Here is a 2,078-nt window from a genome sequence, read left to right as displayed (position 1 = left end):
GCACTACCCCCTGGCCGTGGCCGCCTCGGAGCAGGACCCCTGGGGCTGGCGCTATTCCCCGGCGCGGGGCGCCTGGCGCATGCACACCGGGCTGGATCTGATCGCGCCGGAGGGCACTGCCGTGCTGGCGGTGCTGCCAGGAACGGTGCAGCGGGTGGCGGAGATCAGCGGCTACGGCCTCACGGTGCTGATCGWSSAYKKCRRYGKCNYGGGCGARSMTCNRSGSCCAKCKKCTGNCGYWYCASMCYWRTNGYYGGCGACAGCGTGACGGCGGGCCAGAGCCTGGGCCTGGTGGGCCAGAGCGGCAACGCCAGCACGGCCCATCTGCACCTGGAACTGCGGCAACGCCAGCCCCAAGGGCTGGTGGCGGTGGATCCCACGCCGCTGCTGCCGGCAGCCCCGAGCGGGGGCACACTGGCAACAGAGGCGCCAACGCAGCCCATTGATGGCCGATCAGGAGCGGCTCCAATACGAGCTTTTCGGCAGGACCAGCAGTTTGCTGGCCATTAGGGCAAAGGTGATCGGGTTGCATCACAGGTTTCACCCGCTGGATCACGTCGATTTCATATCCAAGCAACGTTCGCCACCCTCATGAGCAAGCAGCACCCCTCAGCCGTTCAGTCGATCGAGGAGATGCAGAACAATCTGCCCTACGCCGAAACGATCGACAAGAAGCACTACAAGCAAGACCTCGAAGCGCTCCAGATTGAACTGCTCAAGGCGCAGCGTCACATCAAGGCTGTCGGAGAGCGCGTGGTGATCCTGTTCGAAGGTCGCGATGCGGCGGGCAAGGGTGGATCGATCAAGCGGTTCCGCGAACACCTCAATCCACGCGGCAGTGAACATGTGGCGCTGGCCAAACCCAACGATGCCGAAGCAACCCAGTGGTACTTCCAGCGCTATGTTCCGCACCTGCCAGCGGCGGGAGAAATCACGATGTTCGACCGGTCCTGGTACAACCGGGCCGGCGTCGAAAAGGTGATGGGCTTCTGTACACCGCAGCAGCACGCCCTGTTTCTACGCCAGGTTCCCGGCTTTGAGCAGTCCCTCGTGAGCAGTGGAATTAGGCTGTTCAAGATGTGGTTCACCGTGTCGCAGGGCAGGCAGAAACTGCGTTTCGACGATCGACGCGACGATCCGCTCAAGCAGTGGAAGATTTCGCCCATCGACGAAGCCAGTGTGGCGAAGTACGGCGCCTACACCGAAGCCCGCAACGAAATGCTGCTCGCCACCGACACCCTCGTGGCGCCATGGACGATCGTCAACTCAAACGAGAAGAAACGGGCCCGCCTCGGCGCCATCCGCAGCGTCCTCCACGCCCTGGACTACGAGCACAAAGACCACGACGTGGCCTGTGAGCCCGATCCACGGGTCGTGCGCACGGCCCATTCGCTGTTCATCGACAACTGATCAGCTCGCCTCAGCGGCGGTGCAGGCAGGCTCGTGCCGTTCAACCCGTTCAACAGGATGTCCTTCAGCCCAGCCCTGTGCACCCAGGCACGGGCTGAAGTGCTCAGTAGTCCAGCTCAGGCCGCCGATGCGGCGTACCGCTACCGGATCCTGCTGGTGCAGGCCGGCCCAGCCCAGCTGCTGGTGCAGTGCTGGCGGCGCTCGCCTGGAGCCGCCTGGCAGCCCCATTGCGGCCCCACACCGATGGACCTCTTCATCCGCCGGTTTCTGCCTCCAGCGCAGCTTCCGCCCAGCAACTCGGTTTAGACACCGATGCTGCTGCTGCTGCCGTGTCGCCCCGGCTCAGAATCCCCGGACGTCACCGGCCGGCATGTTCACCGTTGTCCTTCCCCTGGCGCTGGCCTTCATCATGGTTGCCCTGGGGATTTCACTCACCCCGGCGGATTTCGGCCTGGCCCTGCGCCGGCCCCAGCCGCTTTTGGCTGGGGTGATCGCTCAGGTGCTGCTGTTGCCCCTGGTGGCCTTCGGGCTGATCCGCCTGTTCAACCTGCCGGGGGAGCTGGGCGTGGGGGTGCTGGTGCTGGCCTGCTGCCCGGGGGGGATCACCTCCAACGTCATGACCCGCCTGGCGGGGGGTGACGTGGCCCTCTCGATCTCCTTCACGGCCC

At 65.3% G+C, this 2,078-nt stretch carries 3 protein-coding genes and 1 pseudogene; all 4 read left to right on the top strand.

Going from position 1 to position 2,078, the window contains the following annotated elements:
* Positions 1-268 (top strand): annotated as a pseudogene (locus IQ216_RS14830) (M23 family metallopeptidase); the annotation flags it as partial.
* Between the two features lie 323 nt (positions 269-591).
* Positions 592-1,410 carry a polyphosphate kinase 2 gene (ppk2, locus tag IQ216_RS13675; RefSeq protein ID WP_193815906.1) on the top strand — a complete coding sequence of 273 codons (819 nt, stop codon included), beginning with the start codon at positions 592-594 and terminating at the stop codon, positions 1,408-1,410.
* A gap of 57 nt (positions 1,411-1,467) precedes the next feature.
* A complete protein-coding gene (locus tag IQ216_RS13670; RefSeq protein ID WP_193815905.1) occupies positions 1,468-1,716 on the top strand; it encodes a hypothetical protein in 249 nt (82 codons plus the stop codon).
* 64 nt (positions 1,717-1,780) lie between these two features.
* On the top strand, positions 1,781-2,078 hold a 298-nt coding region (locus tag IQ216_RS13665; protein WP_193815904.1), incomplete at its 3' end, for a bile acid:sodium symporter family protein.

It is taken from the genome of Cyanobium sp. LEGE 06143 (assembly GCF_015207535.1).
In the GTDB taxonomy this organism is placed as follows: Bacteria; Cyanobacteriota; Cyanobacteriia; order PCC-6307; family Cyanobiaceae; genus NIES-981.
The sequence above is the reverse complement of the archived record's forward strand: the minus strand, read 5'-3'. Positions and strand labels throughout refer to the sequence as shown.